This window comes from Anseongella ginsenosidimutans (assembly GCF_008033235.1).
In the GTDB taxonomy this organism is placed as follows: domain Bacteria; phylum Bacteroidota; class Bacteroidia; order Sphingobacteriales; family Sphingobacteriaceae; genus Anseongella; species Anseongella ginsenosidimutans.
In genome coordinates this window covers 2,734,382-2,756,798 of the sequence record NZ_CP042432.1, presented here as the reverse complement: position 1 = coordinate 2,756,798, position 22,417 = coordinate 2,734,382, and the positions used below count along the sequence as shown (strand labels likewise).

Here is a 22,417-nt window from a genome sequence, read left to right as displayed (position 1 = left end):
CGTGCTGCTGTTTAAGGGAAATTCAAAACATATGCCAGTTTCGCGGGGTTGGAATTTGCTCCGGCTGATCTTCGGGCGGGAGCGAAGCAACCGGGGCCCCGAAGATCGGCGGAGCGAACGCAAGCCCTGCGAAACCGGCAGGATTTTGGTAAGCTTCAAGCAGGGTAATCAACAGCATGGCAAAGTTAAGGCATGTAAAAAGTACGCAGCCGGGTTTCAGCCGTAAGCCGGCGAAGCAAAAAGGATTCGACTATTACGATGAAAAGGGACGGCGGATCAGGGACAAGGAGACCCTGGACCGTATCCGGAAATTGGTCATTCCTCCAGCCTGGACAGAGGTTTGGATCTGTCCCTTTCCGAACGGACACCTACAGGCGACAGGTATCGATAAAAAAGGAAGAAAGCAATACCTTTATCATGCAGATTGGAAAAAAGCGCGGGAAGAAACAAAGTATAGCAACCTGCTGAAGTTCGGTGAGCATCTTCCGCTTATCCGGAAAAGAATAAGCCAGGATCTCAGGAAACGCTCGCTGGAAAAGGAAAAAGTGGCTGCCATAGCGCTGACTGTGATGGAAGAGACCCTCATCAGAGTCGGAAACACCTATTATCAGCAGGAATACGGGTCACACGGCCTTACCACTCTACGCAACAAGCATGTTAGGATCAATGGAAGCGCAATTTCCTTTAAATTCAAAGGAAAAAAAGGTGTCCTTCATGAGGTAAGTTACAAGGATAAGCGACTGGCCGGCTTACTCAAGAAAATGAGGGAACTCCCGGGGCAGGAGCTTTTTCAGTATTATAACCAGGAAGGTGTTTTGAAAACGCTCGGTTCCGGCGACATCAACGACTATATCTGGGAATGCACCCAATGTAACTTTACTTCTAAAGACTACAGAACCTGGGCTGGCTCGGTACACGCTTTAACGGCTATTACGGAATGCCCTGAACAAGAAAGCAGGGAAGAATGCGAAAAAAGTACCGTGAAGATCATTAAAGAAGTTGCGGAACGGCTGGGAAATACGGCGGCGGTATGTAAGAAATATTATATCTATCCGCTTCTTCTGGATACGGAGAAACGAAAACTTATCCGATCCCTCATCAACGGGCCCGGAAGAAAAAACAGCCGGGCTTCCAGGTATTTAAGCAGGGAAGAAAAAGTGCTGCTTCGCATCCTGAAACAAACCTCTTAACATAAGAATGACCTCCAGGCGTTCATGTCTGACAGGTCATTCTTCTCATAAGCAGTGGTTGGAACCTGCTATTGTTCTCGCTGATCATTGCCCGCTTTATCACCGGGACGCTGTTCTTCTTTCCCGGCGACAGGGTCGTTTATGGACGGCTCGCGCCTGGTAGGATCATTTTTTTTTGGATCATCCGGATCCTGGCGGTTAGGATCGTTCCGCCGGGGATCCGGGGGTTCAACACCTTCCCGGTTCTGCTCCGGACGGTCTTCCCGGCCCGGTTGCTGCCCTCCCGGTTGCCCGCGGTCTTCCCGGCCCGGTTGCTGCCCTTGTGGCTGACCGCGGTTTTCTCCGCCCTGCTGTCCTTGCGTATTCTGGGCTTCTCCTTCATTTTGCGGAGCATTGGCCTGGCCGCTGCTTTCCGTACTTTCGTTCTGATTGGGTTTCATAAAACTAATTCTTGTGTTTTGTTTTTTCTGCGCGCACGTAGATCAGTTCCCTGGGCGGATACTCTTCCACCTTTTTGGAAGCGGGAGTGTACCCCGTTTTACCTGCGAGGGATTTTCCGGGTTTGATTTTGTCCTTGGCAGAACTCGTGATTTTAACTTGCGTGGTCATAACTGATAATTTAAGCGCTATGTCTTATAGGCTAAAAACCCTGCCAGAACCGAAACCAGTTCAGTACCCTAATGCGGGGATATTACTACCTGGCCCAAGGAATTAAATTACGCAGCTGTAGCTGCATCTCCCCATCTGAGATTTGCAAAAGCTTCTGTGTAACAGCTACAGCAGTATTATATAGTGAGGTCGTAAGATGTTATGGAATAGTAATTGCCTTACTTCTGCTGAAACCAAAAAATTATCAGTTATGAACAGTTTACTGTATATCATAGCCGTCATCCTCATCATTGGCTGGCTGATCGGCTTTTTTGCCTACTCCGCAGGCGGGTTAATACACATTTTACTGGTAATAGCAATTATCGCCATTCTCATCAACATCATCAGGGGAAGGCGCCCTTTGTAAGAAGCCTGAGGCTTCCAGAATAAAAGCGGGCAGTCTGAGATTCGGCTGCCCTCTTTTATTGCAATTGCTGAAAAAGAAGCAGATGTCCAAATGAAGCCGCGTTGTCCGCCAGGCCCGGGGAAACGATCAGCGTTTTAACGGGCAATTTTAGTTCCCGCAAAGCGGGTTCGTAAAAGGCTGACACATTGCTGCCGCCGCAAAGAATGACAGCGCCGGTTTTTCTTTCTCTCAGGCTTTCCAATTCAGCGCCTATGAGTAAGCCACTCAGGAAGCAAAAATTCCCGGCCTTATCAAGTTTCTCAAAGAGATAATTCGTCCTGGCGGAAAAAATGGATTGAAGCAGGTTAGTGACGCCGGGATGACGCACGCCGGCCAGGAAGGCATTCAGGTTCCCCGCAGTCATTTTTTCACTCTCCGGTTTCTCTAGTGTTTCCTTTAAAATACTGTGGCGGGTAAGAAGCTGGAACATTTCCCCGGTTATAAACGTGTCGAAATCTACGATAGCACCAGCTTTTACCCGGATATGTTTGGAATGGGTGCCGGGAAAGATAAAAACCGCGCCTTCCCTGCTTGCAGCAGCTTCCCTGATCATCCCGGTTTCTCCGACAGGGAAAGACCCGGCGAGTCCCAGGAGCTGGGTTTCTTCTCCCCTCATCACGTCCTGGCTGCTCTTCACACCCGAAACCAGTAAGATATCATGAGGGATGCCGCCGGGCGATTCCAGTTTTTCGCAAATTGTGTTACTGCAGTCCAGTAAAAAAGGAAGGGCAGCATAGGGCAACTCTTTCATTCCTATCGAAGACGAGGCCATTCCGGAAATCACCATCGGAATACCATTCAGCGAAAAAGAAACGTCTTTGGAAAGGATGGCCAGGTAGGTTTTCAGTACTTCGCAGTAAAACTCCAGGCGATCAACGGAACCTTGTTCCTTCCAGCGGCTGTATACAGCGGCAACTCCTTCCGCAGCGGTTAACTGGGTCATGACCCGGCCGTCTGACTGGTTCAGCAAGCGCAGCCGAAAAGAGGTGGTTCCCCAATCGCAGCTCAGCAGGTATTTTTCAGGAGGGTTTCCCATGCATCAAAGAAAGCAAATATCGGGAAAGTAAAAAAGCCTCCCCGAAGGGGAGGCCAAAGAGGCAAATGGGGGGCTTTCGGTTTAAAGCGCCCACTCAAGGCTGCTCGCCGGACAATATTTTAAGTAAATGTTCCAGGACGGCCACAAAAGTCAACAGAAAGGTCCCTTGAATACAGAGTAAAAATCCCCTTTTGCCAATTCAGGTATTTTTACCGGATGATTTATCGTTTCGCGCCCTGACTCATCATTCCCGGGTAGATCCGCAGGTAAACCTGCAGGGCAAGGGGGTTGGAACCGTAGAGGTCCTGCAACTGGTCATCCACTCCATACCAGCTTCCCTGCACACCTAGCGCAAGATTGGTTTTGAAAGCATTGAGTAACCGCTGCTGAACACCCAGGTGAACGGCATTCACCGGAAAAACGGTGCCGTGCCCGTAATGTTCCTCGTCCAGCACAAGGTCTTCCGTTAATTTTTCTACCCATTCATACTTACCGTAAATGGTCGTCGAACGCAGGCTTAATGCAGTTTCCAACAGCAGAGAATGTTGTTTATGATGGCTTTCCGCATCGTTATAACCCCAGACGGCCGCGGAATTCAAAAATGTTTCCGAACCAAGGCGCAGGGCATGGATGACAGAGGCTGTAGTCTTGTTAACATCCTCCCGCGGGCCCAGTTCATGAACATCTTTTACCCGGGCCTGGGAGACCTGCAGCGCCCATGACGGCGAAGGGTTGTAGGAAAGGCGCGCCGACCAGGAATCGAAACGAGGCCGGTCAAATCCATATCTTTCTTCGTCCGGTTCGCGGCCGGTAAAGACCGAGCCCTCCAGTTTGAAGTCTTTATACCGGAACCCAAGTGTTCCTACCCCAAAGGTAATATGCGTCGCATCCTGCCAGTGATGCCCGATAGGCGCGTCAGGATTAGGGAGGCTGGAAACCCGGTGCATAAAGGCAACCGGTCCCAGTGCAGGCTCGCCCGGGTAGCCCAGGTAAGCAAACGCATCCGCATCATCAGAAACCTTATAGGTATAAGCAACGGAAAGTTCCGAAAACAGGTCGTGCGGGTGCTGCCGGTCTACCAGAGGCTCGCCATTCCAGGTTTCGCCGGACTGGAACAAGAGCGGATACCCCTCCCCGCCTACTGTCAGCGGGTCAAGAGATAGCATAGCGCTGAACCGGAAAAGCCCGCGCTTTCCCAACCGGGTCTGCCCCATCCCCATAAACCAGTTGGGCGCGTCTATTTTATCGCCGCCGCGGCTCCCTTCATTCCCGATATCCTGGTTATTGTAGCGCAGGAAAACATTCCCGTGAAACATGTACATCCATTTTTTCGTATGAAGCATATACCCGTACATGGGCGCTGCGTCCGGAAGCCATCCTGTTCCCGAACCATTACGGTTCATGGGCAAGCTTTCCGAAAAGGAATGTGACATAGGAGGGCTATGCATTTCAGCTTCCTGGTGTCCGGCGCTGTCAGCCTCGTGCCCGGCGCTGTCAGCCTGATGATGCATATGCTGCGCCGTCAGGCTGCCGGCCGCTAAGAGAAGAGCCGCTGTTAAAAAGATCCTGTTAGTTTTCATACTGTTTGTTATTATTCGTCCTTAATTTTTTCTCATATCGTTTACTGATGCTGTGTCAGCCGATCTTCGCAGTTTTCAGGCGCAGGCTGTTACTTACAACAGATACGGAACTGAGCGCCATGGCCGCCCCCGCTATCATGGGGTCGAGCAGGAAGCCGTTCAGAGGATACAGTAAGCCTGCAGCGATGGGTATGCCTATCAGGTTGTAAATGAATGCCCAGAAAAGATTCTGTTTAATGGTCCTTACCGTTTTCCGCGAAAGCTGCAGGGCTTTTGGCAAAAGCGCCGGATCGGAAGAAATAAGAGTCATTTTTGCCACATCCATCGCAATGTCGCTGCCTTTCCCCATCGCAATGCTCACATCCGCCTGGGCAAGCGCATGAGAGTCATTGATCCCGTCTCCCACCATTGCCACGATCTTTCCTTTTGACTGCAGGTTTTGAATGAATTCTGCTTTCCCCGAGGGAAGCACTTCCGCCTGAAAATCGGTGATCGCTACCTGCCGGGCTACTGCTGCGGCGGTTTGCCGGTTATCCCCCGTTAACATATACACGTCAATTCCCTGGTCTTTCAAAGCCTGTATTGCTTCGCGGGAGCTGCTTTTAACCTGGTCCGCGATGGCAAGGATGGCCAGTACTCGTTTTTCGTCCGCAAAATAGATCACCGTTTTGGCCTGCCCGCGAAGTTCATCCGCCCTGGCTTCGGTCCTTGCATCCGCGGGGATCCCATTTTCTTCCAGCAATCTTTTATTGCCGGCATAAAAAACACGCCCCTCCACTCCGGCCCGTACGCCCTGGCCGGTGATACTGGCAAAATCGGCCAGGGGCAGGGAACTTACCTTTTCCTCTTTGAACTTATTCACCACAGCCTCTCCCAGCGGGTGTTCGGAATGCAGTTCCAGCGTATACAGCACCTGCTTCAGGAAATCCTCCTTTTCTTCCGTCGTCCAGCTCAGATCAGTTACCACCGGCCTTCCCTCGGTAATGGTCCCGGTTTTGTCCAGGATAAGGGCGTTTACTTTATGGGCCAGTTCCAGGCTCTCTGCATCTTTTATCAGGATATTATTTTCTGCGCCCTTCCCTACTCCTACCATAATGGCCGTTGGAGTGGCAAGGCCGAGCGCGCAGGGACAGGCGATTACCAGTACGGTGACGGCGCTGAGCAGCGCGTGGGTAAAGGCATTCTCTCCTCCCAGCACCATCCAGGCGGCAAAGCTGAGGATGGCGATCAGGATCACCACCGGAACGAATATTCCCGCTACCTTATCCACGAGCTTCTGAACAGGGGCCTTGCTTCCCTGGGCTTCCCGCACCATTTTTATAATGTGTGCCAGCAGGGTTTCGCTCCCCACCTTCTCGGCCCGGAAACGGAAACTGCCCTTTTGGTTCACGGTTCCGGCAAATACTTTCGCGCCCTCCTTTTTTTCCACCGGTACCGGCTCCCCGCTGATCATGCTTTCATCAACAAAAGAAGCCCCTTCGGTAACCAGGCCATCCACCGGCACCCGTTCGCCGGGCCGGACCACAACCAGGTAACCTGCTTCTACTTCCGTGGCAGGCAGGTCTTGTTCCCGGCCGTCCAGCAGCACCCTCACCGTTTTTGGCTGAAAGCCCATCAGTTTACGGATAGCTGAAGACGTATTCGACTTCGCCCGTTCTTCCAGGAGCTTGCCCAGGGAAATAAACGCAACGATCACTGCCGCGGCTTCAAAATAAACATGCGGCTCCAGCCCTCTCCGGAGCCAGAATTCGGGATAAAAGGTATTGAATGCGCTGAAAAGAAAGGCGATCCCGGTACTCAGGGCCACGAGCGTATCCATATTGGCCTTTCCATGCCGGGCCTGTTTCCAGGCATTGATAAAAAAGCCCCTTCCAAGCCAGCCAACCACCGGCGCGGTCAGCAGCAAGGATATCCAGTTCGCGTAAGGCATGCCCATCAGGAACATTCCTATGACTACCACGGGCGCCGCCAGGACCAGCGCCCAAACGGTCCTGGACTTCAGCCTGCGGTATTGCCGCAGCTGGGCCTCCTCCTGTTCTTTAAAAGGGTCTTCCGCATCCACGATCAGGTCGTAGCCGATACTTTGAACCACCTTTTGCAATCCTGCCGGCGTATTCTGCTCTTCATCATATTCCACCCAGGCGCTTTGGTTGGCCAGGTTCACACCCGCGTCCTTCACCCCGGGGGCAGTCTTGAGCATGGATTCCACACTAACTACACAGCCAGCGCAGGTCATTCCGGTTACCGGGAAGGTTTTCCGGGTAAGCCGGCTTGTTTTTATATCTTGCATCATCATCTCCTGTTAATTCAACAACTGATACAAAAATACGACCCTTATCCTGCCAGACTTTATATCATTCCCGCTATGATTTATAAGATTCCCCTGGTTTCGGCAATTTCCCACCGCTTCGCATCTGGCCGCTTAAATATGGGTTCCCCGTCTCCTGTTTGCCGGGCAGCCAGTGTGGTGATCATTTCGCGTCACGGAGCTATGGAATTATTGCTTTAGTAAAAAAAATCCTCAAGTTTGTGATTTTTCTGGCGAATTCTAATAGTTTTTACAAAATTAGCCATCCTGAGCAGCCGGCTGAAAGGCAGCAAGCAGTATAACAAATCAGATCCAGATGATGAAACCCGGTAAACTTATATTTCTCATCGCTTTCGCGATCATTTTTATTTTTTCCGCAGGCTGTAATAGCCTGCAGCAGCGGAAGGCGGAAGAGTCCCCTCCGAATATCATTTTTATCATGGCGGACGACCTTGGTTACGGTGATTTGGGCTGTTACGGCCAGGAACTGATCAGGACGCCCTACCTGGATAAAATGGCGCAGGAAGGTATGCGCTTTACCAGGTTCTATGCCGGGACAACGGTTTGCGCTCCGTCCCGTTCCAGCCTTCTTACCGGGCAGCACACCGGCCATACCCCCATCAGGGGAAATAAGGAAATACAACCCGAAGGTCAATGGCCGCTTCCTGATTCTGCGGTGACCATTGCCGAAGTATTGAAGAGAGCCGGTTATGTGACGGGGAATTTCGGGAAATGGGGCTTAGGCTTTGTGGGCAGCCCGGGCGATCCGCTCAACCAGGGATTTGACACCTTCTTCGGATACAACTGCCAGCGGCAATCACATAACTATTACCCGGACCACTTATGGCGGGATACGCAGCGGGTGGAATACCCCAATTCAGCAACGGAGCCCGTAGAATATGTTGTGCAGGACATCCATGACGAGGCGCTTGGTTTTATCAGTGAAAACAAAGACGAGCCTTTCTTCCTGTATCTTTCCTATACCCTGCCCCATGCCGCCCTGCAGACAGCCCCTAGCGACACCATTTTCGAAAGTTATAAAAAGAAGTTCGGAGAAGAGCCGCAGCGGGTACCGGATGAATGGAATGGAAAAGGTTATGCGCCGCAAGCCTACCCCAAGGCCGCTTATGCCGCTATGGTCAGCAGGCTGGACCGCTACGTGGGGCAGGTGCTGAGCCAGCTCCGGGAGCTTGGGCTGGACAAGAATACGCTGGTTATTTTTACCAGCGATAACGGGCCTCACCGCGAAGGAGGGAATGACCCTTCTTTTTTTAACAGCAACGGCGGTTTCCGGGGAATCAAACGGGATCTTTACGAAGGCGGCATCCGCGTTCCCATGATTGCCTGGTGGCCCGGCAGGATTAAAGCCGGCAGCGTAAACAAGCAGGCAGGCGCTTTTTGGGATTTTCTCCCCACCTTTGCCAGCCTGTCGGGCGCCGAGCTTCCGGAGGAACAAACCGACGGCCTTTCTCTTGCTCCTGCCTTGTTTGGGAACACGGCCGAACAGCAGCAGCACTCTTACCTGTACTGGGAATTTCATGAAGGAGGCGGAAAGCAGGCGGTAAGCATGGACCATTGGAAAGGTGTCCGGCTGAATGTAAACAAAGGCCTGGAAACCCCCATTGAACTTTACGACCTGGAAACAGATCCGGGCGAGACGAATAATATTGCAGAAGATCACCCCGAAATAGTAAGCAGGATCGCAGCGATCATGGAGGAAGCTCATACGCCGAGCCCTGATTTTCCTTTCGGAGCCGATCAGGACCGGTAATACCCGCTGTCCCAGCGTGTCCTTTACATTTCCGGCAATGCAAATGCTACGTAGGCATCTCCCGAAGGGCTGCCCAATTTTCCTCCGCCGCAGGCGATGACCACGTATTGCCTGCCTTCCACTTCATAAACCGCGGGGGTAGCGAAACCAGGCGCCGGCAGGATTTTTTCCCAAAGTAATTCGCCCGTTTTCTTATCAAATGCCCTGAAACGGGTGTCAGGAGTGGCCGCAATAAAAAGAAGCCCGCCTGCTGTAACTACTGGCCCGCCGTAATTTTCGGTACCGGTTGGGGGAATGCCCCTGGCCTTTAGTTCCGGGTATTCTCCCAGCGGAATGCGCCACGCGTATTCACCCGTGTTCAGGTTTATAGCGTTCAACGTTCCCCATGGAGGATCTATCGCAGGGTATCCATCAGTTGTCTGCATTTTTTTATAGCCTGTCATCACATACCGATCAACTTCAGTCGCTCCGGATGTTTCGGCTTGCTGTTCTTCAAGGAGGTAATTGATCAGCCCGGTCTTCTCCGCAGCAGATAAATGGCTGAAGCCCGGCATCCTTCTCCTTCCCTGGTTAAGGAGCGTCAGCAGCTCGCCCCGGGAATAAGCAGTATCTATGCTTTCGAGAGAAGGGAAATCTCCGCTTCCTTTTTGATCGGGGCCGTGACAGGTGACACAATTGGCCAGGTAGGCCCTTCTTCCCGCGGAAACGCCTCCGGTCAGCGCACTCCCGACCATTGTCATGGCCCAGGGCACTTCATTACTGTTCACGTAGAACAAACCGGTGGCAGGGTCAAAGGCGGTCCCGCCCCATTCCGCACCGCCGTCAAAGCCCGGGAACATTACAATTCCGCTAAGGGAGGGCGGTGAAAACATGTGGCTGTAATTCAGCTGCTCCAACTGCCGTTTTATTTTTTCTTTGTCTGAAAGGCTGGCATACCTGTTTATAGCCTCCGGTTTGAATTCCTGCCGGAGAAATGGAGCGGGTTTCAGCGGCACCGGCTGTGTAGGCCAGGGCTTCTCACCAGGAAGCGCCGGTTGAACGGGGACTTGTTTTTCTTCCACGGGAAATAGCGGCCTCCCTGTTTCCCGGTCAAGGAGAAAAATAAAGCCGGTCTTGGTTGCCTGGGCGACGGCATCCCGCTGGCTGCCATTGTACTGCACCCTCACCAGGCCAGGTGCGCTGGGAACGTCCCGGTCCCAAAGGTCATGGTGAATGGTCTGGAAATGCCACAGGCGTTTTCCTGTGGCCGCGTCCAGCGCCAGCACGCAATTGGCAAAAAGGTTCGCGCCTTTCCGGTTTCCTCCATAAAAGTCCGGGCCCGCCGAGCCCGTGGGAACAAAAACGATCCCCCTTTCCATATCAATGCTCATTCCCGCCCATGAGTTGGCGCCTCCCGTTTTCTTCCAGGCATCTTTGTCTTCCCATGTTTCGTACCCGGTTTCACCCGGCCGGGGAATCGTATGAAAGATCCACGCCAGTTCACCGGTTTCGGCATTAAAAGCGCGGATATCCCCCGAAGCCGCATCCGATCCCTCCGAAACCCGGGTTCCGATGATGAACAAATCCCGGTAGATAATCCCTGGAGATGTAGCCGAAACAAATAACTGCCCCGACCGTTCATCCAGGCCGGTATGCAGGTCCAGCTTCCCGTTGCTGCCAAAACTTTCGACCAGCTTACCTGTACGTGCATTCACTGCATATAACATACTGCCGGCAGCGTAAAGTATCCGCTTGTCTTTGCCGTTTTCCCACCAGGTTACACCCCGGTTATTGGTAATAGCATGATTTGGATCAGTTACAGGATCAAAGATCCAGCGTTCCTTGCCGGTGGCAGCATCCAGGGCAATCAATTTCAGCGCAGGTGAGGTTCCGTACAAGGTGCCGTCCACAATAATGGGATTGCATTGTATCTGTGAATTATTTCCCGTATCAGCATCACCGGTATGATAAGTCCACGCAACTTCCAGCCTTCCTACATTCTCCCGGTTGATCTCCTTGAGCGAAGAATAACGTATGGATTCACCCAGGCCGCCGCCGGCAATTTCCCAGGAACGGAATTTTTTCTTGCTATCCTGGTTGCCGGTGCCGAAGGGTTGACAAGCGCAGGCTAGTACAGCGGAAATAAAAAGTAACAGCTTCACGTGCCCTGAATATATAAAAAGATAATCCCGTAAAAAAGATTAATCTTATCTTTACGGGTAGCATGTTTAAAATTCACCTACGCACAATAACCATCTTTTTGATCGTGATATTCGCCGGCATTCCCTGCCTGTCCCTCCGGGGGCAAGCGGGCAAGGGGCCGTCCGCCGGCAGCGAGGACACGCCTTTCCAGGAAACGCAGGGCGAAGAACCCCTGCGCCTGGCTATTGCCCGCATCACGCATGGCCATGCTGCCTGGATCTTCGGAAGTAAACGTACCGAAGCGGTAAAAGTGGTGGGTATTTATGAGCCGGACACCGGGCTTGCCCGGCAGTTCCGGGAACAATATGATTTGCCGGCCAGCCTCTTTTACAGTAATCTTGACACGATGCTGGAGGCTGCCAGGCCGGAAGCAGTAGCGGCCTTCGGCGCTATTTACGAACACCTGGAAGTGGTGGAAAGCTGCGCTCCCCGGGGCATTCACGTCATGGTGGAAAAACCTCTTGCCACAAACGTAAAGCATGCGCTGCGCATGGAGCTGCTTGCCAGGGAAAACCAGATCCACCTGCTTACCAATTATGAAACCTCCTGGTACCCCACCACGGAAAAAACATTCCGCCTGCTTTCCGACAGCAGTTATGTGGGGGATTTAAAAAAAGTAGTGGTACATGCCGGCCACCAGGGGCCGCAGGAGATTGGTGTAGGCCCGGAATTCCTGGAATGGCTTACCGATCCGGTCCTGAACGGGGGCGGCGCCCTTATCGACTTCGGATGCTACGGCGCGAACCTAATGACCTATCTCATGCAGGGAAGAGCGCCGGTTTCGGTAACCGCGATCACCAGGCAATATAAACCGAAAAGGTATCCAAAAGTGGACGATGATGCCACGATTATTCTTAATTATCCTGATGCACAATGTATTATACAAGCTTCCTGGAACTGGCCCTTTAACAGGAAAGATATGGCCGTTTACGGGGATAGCGGTTATATTATTACAAAGAACGATACGGAAATGCGCGTCAGGAACGCTTCGGGGCCCGAACGCTCGTTCCGGGTGACATCAACCGACCTGCCTGTTTACGAAAATCCCTTCGTTTACCTGGCTGATGTGATCCGGGGAAAGACGCTCCCGGGAGAAAACGGACTTTATTCGCTGAAGACCAATGTCACGGTGGTCCGCATCCTGGAAGCCGCGAGGGAATCGGCGGAAAAAGGGAAAACCGTTTATCTGCAGCCTGAAAAGCAATAAAATATCAATACCTGTGGAACCGATCAGCATCTTACAACGTTATTTTGGCTATGACTCATTCCGGCCCAACCAGGAGCAGGTGATCCGGAACGTACTTCAAAAAAAGGACAGCCTCGTGCTAATGCCTACGGGGGCGGCAAATCCCTTTGTTACCAGGTACCCGCCCTGATCTTTGAAGGACTTACCATTGTCATTTCTCCGCTTATCGCCCTGATGAAAGACCAGGTGGACGCCCTGCGGGTCAACGGAATTGCCGCCGCTTACCTGAATTCCAGCCAAAGCCGGAATGAACAGGAGGCTGTTTTCAGACAGGTTCACCGGAATGAATTAAAACTGCTCTACCTGGCGCCGGAACGGCTGATGGCTTCCGATATGCAGCTGATCGGCTTTCTCAAGCGCCTGAAACTCTCCCTGGTCGCCGTCGACGAGGCACATTGTATCTCGCAGTGGGGTCATGACTTCCGCCCGGAATACCGGCTGCTCGGCCAACTGCGGCAGGAGATCCCGGAAGTCCCTTTCATGGCGCTGACGGCAACGGCCGACAAGCTGACCCGGGCGGATATTATCAGCCGCCTGGAATTGAAAGACCCGCCTTCCTATATCTCCAGCTTTAACCGGGAAAATATCTGCTACAAGGTAGAGCCGAAGCGGAACAGCTTTCAGCGGCTGCTTGATTTCCTGGAGGGGAACAAAAAGGAATCCGGCATTATTTACTGTTTATCAAGGAATTCAACTGAGTCACTCGCAGCTAAACTTCAAGCGAAAGGCTATGCGGCCGAGGCCTATCATGCCGGCCTGGAAAAGCATATCCGGGAAGAAAGGCAGGAAAAATTCCTGCGGGACGATATATCCATTGTCGTGGCAACCATCGCTTTTGGGATGGGCATTGATAAGTCCAATGTGCGCTTCGTCGTCCATATGGACTTACCTAAAAATATTGAAGGCTATTACCAGGAAACCGGCCGGGCGGGGCGCGACGGCCTTCCCGGTGAAGCCCTGCTTTTTTATTCCTATGCAGACGTGAATAAACTCCAGCAATTCACTACTGTAGAGAATAACGAGGAGCAAAGCCGCATCCTGCTCAAAAAGCTGGACCAGATGGTCCTGTACGGCAACCTCCGGAGCTGCCGCAGAAAATTCCTCCTTAATTACTTTGATGAAGAAGCTCCGGATAATTGCGGGAACTGCGATATCTGCCTTGGCAAGTACCAGTACATTGACGGGACCATCCTTGCCCAGAAAGCACTTTCGGCGGTAGCCCGCCTCAACGAATCATTCGGTGCCGGGTATGTGATCGATTTTTTAAAAGGAAATACTTCCGGGCGAATCCGGGAATGGCATAAAAGCCTTAAAACCTTCGGTGTGGGCAGCGACCTCAGCAGAGAAACCTGGAGCGGCTATCTGGAAGAGCTGATCGCGCAGGAGTATTTAAAGAAATCGGAAGGGCCCTATCCCGTACTGCAGCTTGGCCCTAAGAGCCGGGCCGTACTTAAGGGGGATGAAACCGTGATGCTGAGTGTCCGAAAAGAACCGGAAAAGGCCGCCGGGCAGAAGAGAAAGACCGCAGGTTACGCCGGCGCAGGGAACCTTTCAGCCGGAAGCGAGGCCGCCGGAAACCGCACATCCGGCAGTCCGGCAAGGCGGTCCGGCAACGAAAAAGATAATGCAGAAGCAGAAGCAGCAGCCTATGATAAAGAATTATTTGAAATCCTCCGCGTTGAACGACGGCGCCTGGCTGAAACGGAAAATGTACCAGCTTACATTATCCTGTCGGATGCTACCCTGAGGGAACTTGCCCGGCATTTGCCGGAAGACCTGGAAGCTATTCGCCGCATCCCCGGTTTTGGCGAGGTTAAAACGGGGAAATACGGCGCCATTTTCTGTGAGGTAATTCAGGATTATCGTAAAAAGTGAGGGGTGGCGTAACGTTTTGTCGTTTGCTTACGTACTGCTTCTTAATGGCATTAAAATTGATGCATAAAATTAAATTTAAAAAATCTTAACTCTTTGTTTTATGAAACTGAAACGTATCCTCTACTTCTCTATAGCTGTTGCCGCCTCTGTCTCGTTTACTTCCTGTCTTAACGACGATAGTGACCCGGGAGAAATACGGCCGGGCTTTATTTCTTTTATTAATGCGATGCCTGACACGGCTGCGCTTGATTTTTATGTCAGCGCTACACAAGACGTTTTCGAACAGGATCAGCTTGGAGATGCTCCTATTTCCTACACGCGGAGGTATCCTACCAGCAGTTACATTCAGGCTCAACCCTATAATTATCTTCTTACGGTAACTCATGCGGAGGACGACAGTATCCTCTTCCAGAGCATCATGCCGATTAATCAGGACGTTTACTATTCGGTATATATTTATAGCACCCCAGACTCCATAAAGGGCATCATGCGTGAAGACAACTTCGAAAGCCCGTCACAAGGCATGGCAAAAGTAAGATTCATTAACCTGGGTAAGGAAACTCCTGAAGTGGACCTGGTAGCGGAGGGTGAAACCACACCCTGGTTTAGCGATATTAAATTTCAGGAAGTCTCTGGTGATTATGAAGAAGTGGAAGCGGGCGCGCATATGCTGAACATCAAAGATAGCAGCACGGGCGATGTGCTGGCTTCAGGCACTGTGGATCTCGAGGACAGTAAAGTGTACACCATCTGGGTACGGGGCATCAATGAAGGCACCGGCCAGAAGGCGCTGGGGCTGGAATCCATTGAACATGAAGAAGTAGAACCGACAACTACTACTCCCTGAGGGAACCGGAACGAATAAAACCGGGTTTACCTGCAAGGGCGGGTAAACCCGGTTTTGTTTTAAAGCCTTTTCTCTGCACGTTCTCTGCCCGATCCTAAACATTCCCTGCAAGATCCTAAACAAAACCGGCCTTTTCCTGTAGAGTACTTATGCTCAATCTGACTCGTTTATGAGAAACCAATGGAGGGCCTACCTGGCCCTGGCTGCCATGTGTATTATCTGGGGAACCACCTATCTTGCCATGAGGGTGGGAATTATGCACGTTCCCCCTTTCCTGTTCTTAGGTATTCGCCAGGTGGTGGCCGGAGGCCTGCTTTGTCTTTTTTTCCTTGGAAGCGGCCATCGTTTCCCGGCCTGGAAAGACCTTAAAATACATCTGCTGGCCGGGATCCTGATGATTGGTATCGGAAACGGCCTGGTGGGCTGGGGAGAACAGCATGTGACCAGCGGAATTGCCGCGCTGATCTGCTCCATGATGCCCATCTGGCTCATTCTTTTTAACGTGTTCTTTATGGGCAATACGGAACGGGTGAACGGGAAAATGGCCCTGGGAATACTGCTTGGTTTCGGCGGGCTGGTACTTATCTTCAGTGATGGCCTCCAGGACCTGGTCAACCCGGCTTATGCTTCAGGAATGATCGGGATCGTGGTGGCCACCCTCTCCTGGGCAGGTGGCACGCTTTTGCTGAAAAAACAAAAACCGGTAATAAAACCGGTCTTCGCCGCCGGTATACAACTTTTATCAGGCGGGGTTTTTATGCTGATCATCAGCCCCTTTTCGGATAACTACGGCGGAATGGAATTCACCGGGGAAGCGGTTTACGCCCTGCTTTATCTTATTGTTTTCGGTTCTATCGTTTCTTACGGTTCGTTCACGTACGCACTTGAAAAGCTTCCGGCTTCCACCGTTTCCATGTATGCTTATATAAATCCCCTGGTTGCCTTGTTTGCCGGATGGCTGCTTCTGGATGAAGTCCTGAGCAGGCATATTTTATTTGCCGGTTTACTGACCATTGGCGGCATTTACCTGGTAACCGCCGGACGACGCAGAAAAAAGCCGGCCCTTTCTCCGGCACCGGTTCCCGGGCCCCGGGAACGGCAAGCTTCCGCAACGCAATAACTACCTGGATAATTGCATTTTAAATATAATTTGTTCAACTTTATACAAATTATATATTATCAGCGTTACAAATAAGAGAAGCACAAACAAACTTTGAACTTTTAAGCATGCCGAATAAAGTTAGAAACGTAGCGATTTTGCTATTTGATGATTGCGAGGAGCTTGATTTTGCGGGGCCTTTCGGAGTATTCAATCTTGCCAACGACGTGGCTGGAAGGAAGCTTTTCAATGTATTTACCCTGTCCAACCATGACCAGATAATCACCAGGCATGGCCTTCGGCTCGTAACCGACGGCCCCTTTGCCTATTCACCCGAAATTGATATTCTTATTATCCCGGGCGGAAGGGGATTCAAAAAAGAAATGCATAACGACAGGCTGATGTACTGGCTGCGGTCTACCTCTTTCCGCCGTATCCTGACGGTTTCCACCGGCGCATTTATCCTTGCACAGAGCCACCTGATGAAGGGGCTTAAAACCACCACTCACCATCTTTTCCTCGATGAACTGGAAAGGAACTACCCGGAACTGGAGGTGGTGAGGGATACCCGCTTCGTGGATAACGGGAAGATCATCTGCTCGGCGGGCAGTTCTTCCGGTATCGAAGGCAGCCTTCACCTGATTGAGCAATTGTATGATCAGGCCTTTAGCGAAGAAGTGGCGAAAATGATGGAATACCGCAGTCAGGGCTTCAGCAGCACCGCTTTCTGATAGTCGGCCTGCTGCACTTCCTGGAAAAAGTCTATTACTTCCTGGTAGCTCTCAGGCGGATACGTCCCTTTATTCAGCCGGAGTACCCGTTTGTACACCAGTACTTCCCCTTCCAGAGCCGCGCTTAAACTAAATTTCCCGAATGGCTTCGTAATCTCCCGGTTTTCAGGCAGGTATTCTGCTTTGTACGTTTCAGGAAGCTTGAATTCAAACACATCCTTTTCCTCATAACTTTCAGCGATAAAGACGGCCGACCTCCGCTGGGGAAGATGAACAGGCACACGTTCCAGGCGGTTGAGCGGGTTCAGCGGAAGAAACAAACGGCCGCCGCTGATACTGCCGAAATCGCGCACGCGCAACAGAAGTTTTTCCTTCGTAAGGGGCGTTTCCTCCTTTTGATGGCTCACCTTCCAATCTTCCACGTAAAGATTATTCAATGGATACAGCTTCTTCAGCAGCTCGTCCGCCTGCCGGGGGTTTGCATGAGAAAGCTCGTAGCGGTCATAATAAAGCGCGCCCGTAAAATCCGTTTCCACTTCTACCGCAGCCTCGCCGTTTTCAAGCATCGTGAAAGTGGCTTCTCTCCGGCTGCCGGAATTTTCGCAGTAAGGAGTGCGGGTGACCTTTCCTCCTTCCGGGGTGATGAGCAGCACGTTCCGGCCGGCGGTAAAGGTTCCCAGGTAATTAAATGGGGCTTCCTTAGAAGTACATTCCAGCCATACGGTGTCCCCTTGCAGCGGTACGCAAAGAATAATATGGTTTCCCTGGAGGAAGGAAGCGAATTCAGGAAAATAACTCCGCTGTTCATCGCCTGCGGCGACCTCAGTATAGATGGACGGGATTCCCGCTACCGAGAGCAGGGCTTTTGTATAATTCACCAGGCCCTTGCAGTCCCCGTAGCTCAGCCGGTCCACGTCTTCCGCCTGCATCGGCTGAAGGCCGCCTATTCCTACCTGGACACTTACATAGCGGTTTTTTTCCTGTACATATTGATAGACGCGGGCTACCTTTTCCCGGTCGTCTTTAGCGCCGCTTAGCAGCTGTGTTATTTTCGCGGCGGTAGCCTCCGGCACCTCGTCCCGTCCGCTGAGCAGCCGCTCATATACCCATTGGCCATATTGCTCCCAGTTGCTGAAGCTGCCTTTCATTCCTTCATATTCAAAATCAACCGGCGCTACCATTACATGAGGAAGGTAGTTCCGCGAGGGCGGTGCAAAAGGCTCTTCTCCCCTGGCAGGAAGGTCGTTTACTTTCCAGCGGTAAACCCGGGCTCCCCCGGCATTGTCCGCTACTTCGCCGGGCGAAATATGCATTTCCTTTACCCTCACCTGGAAACCGTTGCTGCAGATCACTTCATATACCGCGTCCTGAACCGAAACGAGCGGCGACCGGGCAGGAAACCATTCCGGAAAATAATGAGTATTGCTGCTTCTGATTTCGTATTCATAAAATACCGTATAAGGGTATTCCCGAACACCGGGGCGGTAGTACTTAACGCGGGTGTCCTCGTAAATGGAAATATCGCTGATAGCACTTTGATCGGTAAATTCCTTTTCCTTAACAGCGCGTACCATCCGGCCGGAAGCGTTATAAATACCGGCTTTAAGTTCGGCGATCTTCCTTGATTTATCATAGAATACATGTGCCACGCCGTAATCTTCGCCCGCTGGGTTCAGTACGGTAATTGCTTTTCTGACCCGCCAGGTCATATTCCGGGGATCATTGACCATTATCTGCGTATGGGAATAGCGGGTTACCGCATCGGCCGATTCCAGGAGCCGGCCAGGGATCTGCTCCACGGAAAAGTCCGGTTCCTGGGCCATGCCTGCCCTCGCTGCCAGGCAGCCGGCCAGGATCATTAATACCGTTTTCAACCTGTTCATCTGCGGTTGTTTTTATTTAATGGGCTCCAAAACAATAGTCGCGGCATGCGCCTTCACGATCCTGCTGAACATTTCCTTGACATAGTAGTATTCCTGCGGGCTGTAAACGGCTTTCTTCAATTCGATCTTACTGAAGATATTTACCTGCCCGCGGGTTCCGGTCATGTTCATGATAAAGCTCCCTCCGCCTGCCGGCAGGGAAATACCGACGGGTTCCGGCAGGGAAACTGCCTGGTAATTTTCAGGCAGCCGGATCTGCACGAGGTTTTGTATTTCCCAGCCGGCGCCGAAATTAACAGGATAGTACCGTTCCCTAAGCTTAAAAGGATTCTCGTCAATCTTGTTAAGCAACATGACGGGGAGATAAATATTGCCACCCTGCCTGCCTGAAGAAGGCACTTCCACCTCGTATTCTTCAATAAGCCTGCTTTCCAGGGAATCCAGGTTGCTGTTCCGGTAATTCATTATCCGCACTCCGTCAAGATCTTCTTCCAGTTCACGCACGTACCGGCTGGTTTCCTTTATTTCCGCCATTTTATTCCGGTAGGACAGCGCCCCGTAATCATACTTATAGGAGGTATAGGAACCTTTCAATTGTGCCGCGCTGTCGAGGGTCAGCCGGAGCTGTGTAACCTCCTTCAGTTTACCCTCGCTGGGAATGTCCATCCAGAAAGAATGCTCAAAATCCATTACCCTTCCCTTATTGCTCAGGCAGCGAAATGGCAGCATGCCGAAGGGAAGAAAGTTTTCCGTGGCATCCAGCAGGAATGTTTTTTCCCCGATACGCAGGTAAGCAGTCACATAATTAAAATCTGATATGACCGGATGTATATCCACCGGGTAGCCGTTATCCCGGGTGGAAAGCAAAAAAGGATGTGCCTCCAGGCCCGCCGATTGCAATGCGGCTACCAGGCCCAGGTTAACATCCGCAGCAGAGCCGCTGCCGGACGCATAGCTTTTATCCAGGTCCTCCCGGACAAAGTACCGCCGCTCCCCGTTCCATTCAAAACGCTCCCGGAAATGGGCGTAGATTTTCCTGGCCTTTTCCAAATCATTCTTACTTTCCGCCGTCAGGAGCGCGGTAACGGAGCTGAATTTCTCGCTTGCTCTTTTGATTGCCAGCCCGAAAGATTTCTCCGTCTTTAGCTCCATTTCCAGGTCTTTCCAGGTTTTCGTGATCTTGTCTACCTGGCCGTCAAACCGCCGGACTTCCGACAATTCAAACCGGACAGCGGGCATATAATCGGAAGGAGCCGTCATGTAATCTTCCCGGACAAAGGCCGGGATGCTGTCCATCGCCCATTTAAATACCGCGCAATCGGCCACCCCGCCCCCGGCCCTGAAACATCCTTTGGAAATTGACGATTCGTTCAGGCTCAGTTCAAAGGGGCCCACCAACCGCATATTATAAATGAAGTTTCCGGGTATTCGGGCCCAGTATTCGCTTCTAACAGTAGGAATATCATGCTGAAATAACCAGTCCCGGAAATTGAACAGGTAGGGCGAATGCAACTCATAAGTATATTCCAGCACGCTGCCCGGCCTGGCATTGGGAAAAGTGAACTTTTTCAACGTAACGTGTTCGGAAATATCTTCCTCGTAGATGTCCTTATAGGACAGCTCGGTTTTAACGATACGCCCCCCTTCCAGGTTATAGGCAAATGCCTGTATCCGGAATACCGCTTCATCGCCTTGTTCGCCCTTGTAAAGGGGAATAACAATATTGGCCGCTTCCAGCCCGGACGCATCCTGTATCTTGATCTTGCCGTAATAATGAAAGACCAGTTTCAGCTCCCGCTCGTTGTCCAGGAAAGATTCTCCCGTTTCCTTCAGGATAACCGCATGCGCGGCGGTGTCGTCCGGGTAGACATTTTGTTGAAGGTCCCTTAGCGTGATCCGCCCCAACTGAACAGGATTCAATTGCGACAAGGCCGGCAGGCAGCCGATCACAGAAAAAAAGATAAACAGGTAAATTTTCCTCATACGCCTTTTTTATAAAACAATACATCCGTTAAGGCCAGATTCCCAGGTTCATATAGGAAGTGGCTATTTTATTGATGGCACCCACATAGGAAGCCGTCCGCAGGCTGTCGATGGCTTTTTTCTCCATTTTTATGTTCCGGATCTCATGATAGGCAGTTACCATAGTATCTTCCAGTCCTGAAATGACCAGTTCCAGCTCTGTCGGGCCTTTTACGAGTAGCTTCCTTTGTTCTTTACTTAGCTGGCCGCCTGTCATCTTTTCCATCAGGTTAGCCAGGTCATGATTGGACTGTTCCTCATACCGGCGGTGCATCCTGCCGAAAGCTACATGAGAAAGGTTTTTGAGCCATTCAAAATAAGAAACCGTCACCCCGCCGGCGTTGGCATACATATCAGGAACAATGATGCAACCCTTGCTGATCAGCAGTTCTTCCGCTTCCGGGCTGGTAGGGCCGTTCGCTCCTTCTACGATCACCCGGGCTTTGATCCGCGGCGCATTGGCGGCCGTGATCTGGTTCTCCAAGGCGGCAGGTATCAGGATATCGCAATCCTGCTCCAGCCCCTCGGCGCTGTTTTCAAAGTTCTTCGCCTTTTTATAGTTAAGAATAGAACCGGAGGACTGCCGGTGCAGTAAGACCTCGTTCACATCCATTCCCGCCGCATCATAGATAGCGCCCTCGTACTCACAAAGGCCAACGATGACCGCTCCGGCCTGCTGCAGGAATTTTGCAGCGCTGAACCCTACATTCCCCATTCCCTGCACAATCACCCGCTTTCCTTCGATCCCGGCGGAAAGTTTTAACCTTTTCATGTCTTCCGGGACATTCACGCACTCCCTGGTGGCAAAATAAACACCTCTCCCGGTTGCTTCCCTCCGGCCGGCAATCCCATGCTGGGAAAGCGGCTTGCCGGTAACAGCGGCATGGGAATTGACATCGCCAGGGTAAAACGCCTGGTAGGTGTCCACGATCCAGGACATTTCCCGTTCCCCCGACCCGTAATCAGGAGCCGGCACGTCAATTCCGGGGCCGATAAAGTTCTTCTTGATCAACTCGGTTGTGTAGCGCCGGGTAATATGTTCCAGCTCCCGTTCATCGTACTCCCAGGGATTGATCCTGATGCCTCCCTTTGCGCCGCCGAAAGGCACGTTTACAATGGCATTTTTATAGGTCATCAGCGCCGCCAGGGCCATTACTTCGTCTTCGTTCACCATTTGGCTATAACGCACTCCGCCCTTGGTAGGATGCATATGGTGAGAATGTTCCACCCGCCAGGCATCTACCGACTCTATTTTTCCGCTGGCCCGCCGGATGGGAAATTTAAAGCGGTAAACGCTCTTCGCATCCTTGATCATCTCCAGCAGGTCGCCGGAATACGTAGTGTGCTGCGAGGCCAGGTCGAAAAACCTGTTCACGTCATTGAAGAAACTAACCTGGGGGAGGAATTGCCGGTTTTAATCCTTTTTCCGGATTTAGCCGGAACAACAGGCTCAGATGCAACTTTACTCATATTTGTTTATTGATGGTTTGGCAAATTAGTGAAAAACAAACCGGAAAGCCAGAAATTTAGTATTCCGGCGCTGAAACTTTGAAACGTCCCGGGGCGGCTTATCCCGCGTTCAGGAACAACACAG

Annotated in this window: 19 protein-coding genes; 10 read left to right on the top strand and 9 right to left on the bottom strand. The window is 51.7% G+C overall.

The annotated features are described in order from the left end of the window. Positions 1-176 precede the first annotated feature (176 nt). Entirely contained in the window at positions 177-1,190 is a 1,014-nt protein-coding gene (locus FRZ59_RS11270) for a DNA topoisomerase IB (RefSeq protein ID WP_132129040.1), read from the top strand. A gap of 68 nt (positions 1,191-1,258) precedes the next feature. Here FRZ59_RS11270 and FRZ59_RS11265 read toward each other — a convergent pair whose 3' ends face one another. Further along, entirely contained in the window at positions 1,259-1,630 is a 372-nt protein-coding gene (locus FRZ59_RS11265) for a hypothetical protein (RefSeq protein ID WP_132129039.1), read from the bottom strand. 4 nt (positions 1,631-1,634) lie between these two features. Beyond that, positions 1,635-1,799: a hypothetical protein gene (locus FRZ59_RS18530; RefSeq protein ID WP_158640614.1), complete on the bottom strand. Its 165-nt coding sequence runs from the start codon at positions 1,797-1,799 to the stop codon at positions 1,635-1,637. A 250-nt stretch (positions 1,800-2,049) separates the two neighbouring features. On the opposite strand from FRZ59_RS18530, the gene FRZ59_RS11260 reads away from it, so the two are divergent. Then, positions 2,050-2,205: a lmo0937 family membrane protein gene (locus FRZ59_RS11260; RefSeq protein WP_132129038.1), complete on the top strand. Its 156-nt coding sequence runs from the start codon at positions 2,050-2,052 to the stop codon at positions 2,203-2,205. Between the two features lie 55 nt (positions 2,206-2,260). Here the strand turns inward: FRZ59_RS11260 and FRZ59_RS11255 are convergent, their stop codons facing one another. The 3 genes from FRZ59_RS11255 to FRZ59_RS11245 all read right to left on the bottom strand — a co-directional run bounded on the left by FRZ59_RS11255 (position 2,261) and on the right by FRZ59_RS11245 (position 7,153). Then, entirely contained in the window at positions 2,261-3,280 is a 1,020-nt protein-coding gene (locus tag FRZ59_RS11255; protein WP_132129037.1) for a 2-dehydro-3-deoxygalactonokinase, read from the bottom strand. Between the two features lie 221 nt (positions 3,281-3,501). Beyond that, positions 3,502-4,860, bottom strand: coding sequence for a hypothetical protein (locus FRZ59_RS11250; protein ID WP_132129036.1), 1,359 nt, complete (start codon positions 4,858-4,860; stop codon positions 3,502-3,504). Between the two features lie 55 nt (positions 4,861-4,915). Next, positions 4,916-7,153: a heavy metal translocating P-type ATPase gene (locus tag FRZ59_RS11245; RefSeq protein ID WP_132129252.1), complete on the bottom strand. Its 2,238-nt coding sequence runs from the start codon at positions 7,151-7,153 to the stop codon at positions 4,916-4,918. Positions 7,154-7,225: 72 nt separating this feature from the next. Here FRZ59_RS11245 and FRZ59_RS18525 point away from each other — a divergent pair, with 72 nt between their 5' ends. Continuing rightward, positions 7,226-7,369 carry a hypothetical protein gene (locus FRZ59_RS18525; protein WP_158640613.1) on the top strand — a complete coding sequence of 48 codons (144 nt, stop codon included), beginning with the start codon at positions 7,226-7,228 and terminating at the stop codon, positions 7,367-7,369. Between the two features lie 115 nt (positions 7,370-7,484). Continuing rightward, on the top strand, positions 7,485-8,939 hold the full coding sequence (locus tag FRZ59_RS11240) for an arylsulfatase (RefSeq protein ID WP_225975037.1): 1,455 nt from the start codon (positions 7,485-7,487) through the stop codon (positions 8,937-8,939). Positions 8,940-8,962: 23 nt separating this feature from the next. On the opposite strand, the gene FRZ59_RS11235 is transcribed toward FRZ59_RS11240, so the two are convergent. Continuing rightward, a complete protein-coding gene (locus tag FRZ59_RS11235; protein WP_132129035.1) occupies positions 8,963-11,080 on the bottom strand; it encodes an outer membrane protein assembly factor BamB family protein in 2,118 nt (705 codons plus the stop codon). A gap of 104 nt (positions 11,081-11,184) precedes the next feature. Between FRZ59_RS11235 and FRZ59_RS11230 the strand changes: the two genes are divergently transcribed. The 6 genes from FRZ59_RS11230 (at position 11,185) to FRZ59_RS11210 (ending at position 16,918) form a co-directional block, all read left to right on the top strand. Continuing rightward, positions 11,185-12,327, top strand: a complete 1,143-nt coding sequence (locus FRZ59_RS11230) for a Gfo/Idh/MocA family protein (RefSeq protein WP_225975291.1) — start codon at positions 11,185-11,187, stop codon at positions 12,325-12,327. Between the two features lie 13 nt (positions 12,328-12,340). Beyond that, positions 12,341-12,496: a hypothetical protein gene (locus FRZ59_RS19100; RefSeq protein WP_225975036.1), complete on the top strand. Its 156-nt coding sequence runs from the start codon at positions 12,341-12,343 to the stop codon at positions 12,494-12,496. Continuing rightward, entirely contained in the window at positions 12,493-14,241 is a 1,749-nt protein-coding gene (gene recQ, locus FRZ59_RS11225; RefSeq protein WP_225975290.1) for a DNA helicase RecQ, read from the top strand. Before FRZ59_RS19100 ends, recQ begins: the two co-directional genes overlap by 4 nt. A gap of 100 nt (positions 14,242-14,341) precedes the next feature. Continuing rightward, positions 14,342-15,088: a DUF4397 domain-containing protein gene (locus FRZ59_RS11220; RefSeq protein WP_132129032.1), complete on the top strand. Its 747-nt coding sequence runs from the start codon at positions 14,342-14,344 to the stop codon at positions 15,086-15,088. Between the two features lie 169 nt (positions 15,089-15,257). Beyond that, positions 15,258-16,208 carry a DMT family transporter gene (locus FRZ59_RS11215; RefSeq protein ID WP_132129031.1) on the top strand — a complete coding sequence of 317 codons (951 nt, stop codon included), beginning with the start codon at positions 15,258-15,260 and terminating at the stop codon, positions 16,206-16,208. Between the two features lie 107 nt (positions 16,209-16,315). Further along, positions 16,316-16,918: a DJ-1/PfpI family protein gene (locus FRZ59_RS11210; RefSeq protein WP_132129030.1), complete on the top strand. Its 603-nt coding sequence runs from the start codon at positions 16,316-16,318 to the stop codon at positions 16,916-16,918. Here the strand turns inward: FRZ59_RS11210 and FRZ59_RS11205 are convergent. From FRZ59_RS11205 to FRZ59_RS11195, 3 genes are read right to left on the bottom strand one after another with little or no spacing between them, the layout of a single operon-like run. Then, on the bottom strand, positions 16,891-18,801 hold the full coding sequence (locus FRZ59_RS11205; RefSeq protein ID WP_132129029.1) for a DUF3857 domain-containing protein: 1,911 nt from the start codon (positions 18,799-18,801) through the stop codon (positions 16,891-16,893). The genes FRZ59_RS11210 and FRZ59_RS11205 overlap by 28 nt on opposite strands. 12 nt (positions 18,802-18,813) lie before the next feature. Then, positions 18,814-20,784, bottom strand: coding sequence for a transglutaminase family protein (locus tag FRZ59_RS11200; RefSeq protein WP_132129028.1), 1,971 nt, complete (start codon positions 20,782-20,784; stop codon positions 18,814-18,816). A 28-nt stretch (positions 20,785-20,812) separates the two neighbouring features. Next, the gene (locus FRZ59_RS11195) at positions 20,813-22,198 is read right to left on the bottom strand and encodes a Glu/Leu/Phe/Val family dehydrogenase (RefSeq protein ID WP_225975035.1); all 1,386 of its coding nucleotides are present in this window, start codon (positions 22,196-22,198) and stop codon (positions 20,813-20,815) included. Between the last annotated feature and the right edge of the window lie 219 nt (positions 22,199-22,417).